A 5,806-nucleotide genomic window follows, 5' to 3' on the forward strand; every position below is an offset into this window, starting at 1 on the left:
TCCGTAAAGCTCAAGGTGCTTTCAATAACTACACGGTCTGCCGTGATAGGCGAAAAGATATACTGCATACCGGCTAAGGTGGTCAGTACTCCCGGTGTATTGACCGTACCCGGCAGGTCAAAAAACAGCACATCAACCGCAGCGGCTGAAGAATGTATAAAATCTCCAGCTTTATTCAATGCTTCATCTGCCTTGCATTGAATGACCGGGTAGGCTTTTTTATTGATGGTGCTGAATTGGCGGTGCGCCAGCTTCTTATACACTTCGTTTTTCATTACCATTTTCAAATCCCGTTCACGCATCTGCGAAAGACTGTACTGCGGAAAGTCACAATCATATACTGCTACGTTATAACCTAAGCGGTAATGAAGCATACTGGCTGCAAGAGCCGTAAAGGTGGATTTGCCCACACCACCTTTCTGGGTGGAAAAAGCAATAAATAAAGGTTTGTGTTTCTTGTCCATTTGTATAACTGTTTTTAAATATTCATTTTGTATTCACTTACTTACTTATGTCCCGTTGTATGCCACTGTGTTTATATACCAGTATAGTTAAGCGTATGTACTTTTTTACATGCTTATCTGTACAGGCACATATAGCAATGGGGTTGTACACACCGGCATCCGCATTTATCGGCATACTTATTTATTTGCCTATTCACATATATATCATCATATAGCTGCACTTACATCCACACGTACTCACGTTATTGTGTAGCTACATAAAAATAGCCGTGCATATTTACTTAAATGCAACTTCCTGTATAAAGGAATGCAGATATATACAGGCTTTTAAGAGACTGTCCCGCATTGGCACCTGGTGGCACTATTCGGCATCGTTCCATAATACAATGCGCTCCTGATCCTGGATTTACTTTGCAAAGGGATTTATTCTAATGATTTAATGGGAATGAACTGCACCATACTATGCAGTATGACGAACGGCTCGAAGCCGTTTTTCCCTACTTTATTTAATCCTGCCCAAAGCGGGATTTTCTGTTCACCGGAACAGAGCAAGTTGTGTTTTGAGCAGCGCGAAATCCAGGGCGCAGCTCAAAACAAACTTGTCCGCAAAGGCGGAAACTTAAAACACCCTCCAAAGTCGGTGTTTTTCAAAATTTTGAAACGATGTTTTATGGACGAGAACAATAAAAAGAATGGGACAAAGAAATATGGCCGCCATCCAAAAAATGACCCGGCAGTATTCCGGTATTCCATTTCATTGAATGCAGAAGAGAACGCAAGATTTCTTTCGCTCTTTGAATCGTCAGGTATGCAGATCAAAGCACATTTTATTACAGCTTGTGTATTCCAGAAGACGATTAAGACGGTAAAAATTGATAAGGCAGCAATGGATTCCTATATGCGCTTGACAACACTATATGGACAGTTTCGATCGGTTGGGGTTAACTATAACCAGGTAGTTAAGATATTATACCGCAATTTTTCGGAAAAAAAAGCAGCCGCATACCTCTTTAAATTAGAAAAACAAACCACGGAAATGGCTGCATTATGCCAGAAAATAATACAGTTGATACAGCAGTTTGAGACAAAGTATTTGAATAAAAACGGGCAGTAATGATAGCAAAGATCGGCAGGGGGGCGAATATTTACGGAGCTTTATCTTACAACCAGATCAAAGTAAAGAATGAAAACGGAGAGATTTTACTCCTGCATGAAATGCTGGAAACGCCTGACGGGAGTTACTCCGTTAACCAATTGCTCAGATCGTTTGAACCTTATTTACTGGCTAATCGAAATACTGAAAAACCGGTAGTACACATTTCTCTCAACCCTGATCCCAACGATAATGTGAGTGATGAAAGGTATAGGCTAATGGCGAAGCAATACATGCAGGAAATGGGTTACGGAGAACAGCCGTTCGTGGTTTTCAAACATACCGATACCAGCCGTACCCATATTCATATCGTTTCTGTATGTGTAGACGAAGAAGGTAAGAAGATTTCAGATTCATTTGAGCGAAAACGGTCAATGAATGCATGCCGTTCATTGGAACAAAAGCATAATCTTATAGCGGCCACAGAAAAGACCCGTGAAAATGATGCGCGGATATTTCAGCCGGTGAATTATAAAACAGGCGATATAAAAAGCCAGATGGCTGCCGTGGTCAGATACCTCCCCAAATACTACCAGTTTCAAACTCTTGGGGCATATAACGCCTTACTTTCCTTGTTCAACATTACCGCCGAAGAAGTGAAAGGCGAGCTGAACGGACAGCCAAAACATGGCTTGGTTTATTTTGCTTTGAATGAACAGGGAGAAAAGGCAAGTAACCCGTTTAAGTCTTCATCGTTTGGAAAATCTGCCGCAATAGCCTGGCTCCAAAAGCATTTTGAAAAATCAAGGGAGCAAATGAAGGTGGCCCTGTAAAAGCTACCGTTAAAAGCAGCATTGAGGCAGCAATACACATGACCTGCGGTGAAGCTGCTTTTAAGAAGGAATTACTGGATCAGGGCATCAATACCGTTGTTCGCCGCAGCGATGAAGGGCGCCTATACGGGATGACGTTTATTGACCATGAATCTAAAACTGTTTGGAACGGATCACAGCTGGGGAAGAATTTGTCAGCTAATGTCTTCAATGATCTATGGCAACAGGAAGTAACCCAGAATAATAAAGGCACTTTACAGGACAATACCCGGTTTATTAGCTCGCTAAACAGGACAAAAGATGATGATCCCAATAACGATAAGGAACAGACCCATGAATTTTTTGATTTTCTATACAAGGATAAACCTGCGGGTGCTACCGAAGAATTTGGTTTGCCAGAAGGTCTTGGCGGGCTTTTACCACAAACGCAGGGTGAGGATTATGAGGAACTGGCCTTTGAAAGGCAGATGAGGAAAAAGAAGCGAAATGCCAGTAGAAAGTCCTAAGCTTAGCATATGTTTATCTGATCATTTTTCGATACGTTTGTATCTGGTAAACTACACTACAATGGACAGCCTGGGTGAGGATTTAATCCGGTATTTGAAAGATAGAAACAACCGATTTAAGAACAGCAAAGGAATGGAAATAGGGTTAACAGCCTCAAACCAGTTGTGGACTTATCTAAGTTTATCCAACCATAACCACGGCCCTTTAACCATCAGTATAAGTACAGAAGACGATGCTGCCGGTGAGTTTATAGACTTGTACAAACTGGCATTTATTCAAGACATCAATAACCTTGACTACAATAATGCCTGGATGCGGTATCTTAACGGAAATGCTCAGATAGATGTTACACCTTACGAACTGGAAGCAACGCTCTCATTTCGGATATGCAAAAGAAAGACAGTCATATATAGTCTTGACCTGCATTATTATGATGAGGCGTATGAGCATTTAACCCTGCCGGAAGATTTTGACAGATATATTGCCACACATGAAAACAGACTTTTATTTGCCGGTGAAAACAGGTATAAGATGAACAGAAAATAACAGGTATCTGCCAGCTATGCTCAAACAATGCCACAAGATGCCATTGGCATAAACTCATGCTCTGTTATGCATAATTTTTCCATAAAAATATTATGCAGGGAGGAGACGATTTAAGAGGACTGGCCAAAATTATGGCTTTTATGAGAGCAGTAAGTATCCTGTTGGTGCTTATGCACCTTTACTGGTACTGTTATGGCTTTTTTGCAGAACGGGGCTGGACACTGCAGGTCATCAATAGCATTCTTTCAAACTTTGACCGTGCATCCAGGCTGTTTTCTCATGGCGTTTATACAAAACTGTTTGCGTTGGTATTACTTGGGTTAAGCTACCTCGGCACAAAAGGCGTGAAGAATGAGAAGATTACCTGGCTAAAGATTTATGTAGCCCTTGCAACCGGCTTTGTACTATTCTTTCTTAATACTCCATTATTGAAACTGTCGGCAGGTCTGGCAACACTTCTTTATTTAGTTACTGCTTCGGCAGGCTATATTGTTTTAATGGTGGCAGGTGTTTGGATCAGCCGCCTGCTCCGTACAAACCTGATGGGCGATGTATTCAATAATGAGAATGAAAGTTTTCAATAGGAAACAAAGCTCATGAGTAATGAATACTCTGTAAATCTCTCCACAAAATTCTATTATAAAGACAAATGGAATCAGGGATGGATTAATGTAGTAAATCCATTCAGGGCAACAATAGTGTTGGGTACACCTGGTTCAGGTAAAAGCTATGCCATCATAAATAATTATATCAAACAGCATATTGAAAAAGGATTTTCAATGTACATCTATGACTTTAAGTTTGATGATCTTTCTACTATTGCTTACAATCATTTACTGAAATACAGTGGTAAGTACAGCGTAAAACCAAAATTCTATGTGATCAACTTTGATGATCCGCGAAGAAGCCACCGCTGCAATCCGCTTAATCCTGAATTTATGACGGATATTTCCGATGCTTATGAAGCAGCTTATACCATCATGCTAAACCTGAACAGAACCTGGATACAAAAGCAAGGCGATTTTTTTGTAGAAAGCCCGATCATCCTTCTGGCAGCTATTGTCTGGTTTTTGAAAATTTATGATAACGGCAGGTACTGTACTTTTCCTCATGCCATTGAACTCCTGAACAAAAAATATGCAGATGTATTTACCATCCTTACATCCTATCCCGCACTGGAAAACTACCTCTCTCCGTTTATGGATGCCTGGAAAGGCGGCGCTCAGGATCAGTTGCAGGGACAAATCGCATCGGCAAAAATTCCGCTTTCAAGAATGATCTCTCCGCAACTGTATTGGGTAATGACCGGCGATGATTTTTCGTTAGACATCAATAGCTATTGCTTACAGGCTTTACAGAGTGGCTGCAACTTTTAAATTACTCTGCGTTAAGCATACCGGTATTAAGCAGGAGTGTATATGAATTTTTACAGTTGATTATATGGGTGAGAAATTTGAATTACCAGTGCATTATAAAGGACAGGATATGCTTTTGCCGGCAGAATTGAAGGCATGGAAATACAGCCACAGCATACTGGTAACCCTAAACGATCAAACGATAATCTTTGAGCCGGATGAAGAAAGAAATTATCGGGCGCTGTTACAGCATATGGAGAAGCCGCCTGATTTGGAACTAATACGATCCATCGCAGTTAGTATAGAATTACTATTTAAATAAGCCCATTTGGAAAGAGTGAAGTCGTAAATCTGCAATTGAGCTATTGGTCTTTTAATTCTCCGTAATCCAAATCTCTTTATAAGAACAGCATTTGCTTTTTACCGGCAAGAGGTACGCCATAAGTATTTTCTTTTATTTTTATAGGATTAAGCGCATAGGTCGGAATCATAGGTATAGACTTTGCATCATTTCAGAACGATAACTACTACCCTCAAAGCCAGCATATGCTATCAAACTATTTCTTCTTTGTTATAAAAGGGCTAATGGATAAATTAACGATACATGACAGAGGCAAAACTGATAGAAACAATTGTTCAAACAAAATAACGATGCATAAACATTCTTCAGCGAGTAAATACTATCCTTATCCACCAGGGGTTTCAGGGCGGTGCTAAAAAATATTTTTCGGGCTAATTGGGTGTGTAGTGAGGAGTAGAGATAAAAAGCCCTTTCGGGCTGGTTGGGTACTTTTAATTTAAAGTATATTTGTTACCCATATTTTTCTTAAAAGCCCGTCAGTATTGGTTTTCAGGCGGGATTTTTGCTGCCGTGAAGATAGGCGGTTTATGTTGGGTAACAAGCACAATTATTCAGATACAGCAATCAAAGTTGAACCGCAGGATGCTGCCATTGATGGTACAGTCATTGCTTACGAACTACGCAAAATCATCCACAGCTACTTTCCG

At 40.4% G+C, this 5,806-nt stretch carries 8 protein-coding genes; 7 read left to right on the forward strand and 1 reads right to left on the reverse strand.

The window, feature by feature from the left end:
* Nucleotides 1-464 (reverse strand): ParA family protein (locus VL121_RS07250; RefSeq protein ID WP_325403685.1); only part of this gene is annotated, 464 nt, incomplete at its 3' end.
* A 670-nt stretch (nucleotides 465-1,134) separates the two neighbouring features.
* Here VL121_RS07250 and mobA point away from each other — a divergent pair.
* The 7 genes from mobA (at nucleotide 1,135) to VL121_RS07280 (ending at nucleotide 5,120) form a co-directional block, all read left to right on the forward strand.
* Nucleotides 1,135-1,578, forward strand: a complete 444-nt coding sequence (gene mobA, locus VL121_RS07255; RefSeq protein WP_325403687.1) for a conjugal transfer protein MobA — start codon at nucleotides 1,135-1,137, stop codon at nucleotides 1,576-1,578.
* The gene (mobB, locus tag VL121_RS07260) at nucleotides 1,578-2,390 is read left to right on the forward strand and encodes a conjugal transfer protein MobB (RefSeq protein ID WP_325403689.1); all 813 of its coding nucleotides are present in this window, start codon (nucleotides 1,578-1,580) and stop codon (nucleotides 2,388-2,390) included. Before mobA ends, mobB begins: the two co-directional genes overlap by 1 nt.
* A gap of 38 nt (nucleotides 2,391-2,428) precedes the next feature.
* Nucleotides 2,429-2,896: a hypothetical protein gene (locus tag VL121_RS07265; RefSeq protein ID WP_325403691.1), complete on the forward strand. Its 468-nt coding sequence runs from the start codon at nucleotides 2,429-2,431 to the stop codon at nucleotides 2,894-2,896.
* Complete coding sequence (locus VL121_RS07270) at nucleotides 2,877-3,443, forward strand: hypothetical protein (RefSeq protein WP_325403693.1); 567 nt, start codon at nucleotides 2,877-2,879, stop codon at nucleotides 3,441-3,443. Before VL121_RS07265 ends, VL121_RS07270 begins: the two co-directional genes overlap by 20 nt.
* A gap of 92 nt (nucleotides 3,444-3,535) precedes the next feature.
* Nucleotides 3,536-4,027 (forward strand): YWFCY domain-containing protein, encoded by a 492-nt coding sequence (locus VL121_RS21815; protein ID WP_475364914.1) that lies wholly within the window; start codon nucleotides 3,536-3,538, stop codon nucleotides 4,025-4,027.
* 12 nt (nucleotides 4,028-4,039) lie between these two features.
* Nucleotides 4,040-4,819 (forward strand): hypothetical protein, encoded by a 780-nt coding sequence (locus tag VL121_RS21820; protein ID WP_475364915.1) that lies wholly within the window; start codon nucleotides 4,040-4,042, stop codon nucleotides 4,817-4,819.
* A 64-nt stretch (nucleotides 4,820-4,883) separates the two neighbouring features.
* On the forward strand, nucleotides 4,884-5,120 hold the full coding sequence (locus tag VL121_RS07280) for a hypothetical protein (protein ID WP_325403695.1): 237 nt from the start codon (nucleotides 4,884-4,886) through the stop codon (nucleotides 5,118-5,120).
* Nucleotides 5,121-5,806: the final 686 nt, after the last annotated feature.

It is taken from the genome of Agriterribacter sp. (assembly GCF_035497235.1).
In the GTDB taxonomy this organism is placed as follows: domain Bacteria; phylum Bacteroidota; class Bacteroidia; order Chitinophagales; family Chitinophagaceae; genus Agriterribacter.

Excerpts from the sequence above, each read along its gene's own strand:
- mobA (WP_325403687.1), top strand. The coding sequence starts at position 1,135 with ATGGACGAGAACAATAAAAAGAATGGGACAAAGAAATATGGCCGCCAT.
- mobB (WP_325403689.1), top strand. The coding sequence starts at position 1,578 with ATGATAGCAAAGATCGGCAGGGGGGCGAATATTTACGGAGCTTTATCT.
- VL121_RS07265 (WP_325403691.1), top strand. The coding sequence starts at position 2,429 with ATGACCTGCGGTGAAGCTGCTTTTAAGAAGGAATTACTGGATCAGGGC.
- VL121_RS07270 (WP_325403693.1), top strand. The coding sequence starts at position 2,877 with ATGCCAGTAGAAAGTCCTAAGCTTAGCATATGTTTATCTGATCATTTT.
- VL121_RS21815 (WP_475364914.1), top strand. The coding sequence starts at position 3,536 with ATGCAGGGAGGAGACGATTTAAGAGGACTGGCCAAAATTATGGCTTTT.
- VL121_RS21820 (WP_475364915.1), top strand. The coding sequence starts at position 4,040 with ATGAGTAATGAATACTCTGTAAATCTCTCCACAAAATTCTATTATAAA.
- VL121_RS07280 (WP_325403695.1), top strand. The coding sequence starts at position 4,884 with ATGGGTGAGAAATTTGAATTACCAGTGCATTATAAAGGACAGGATATG.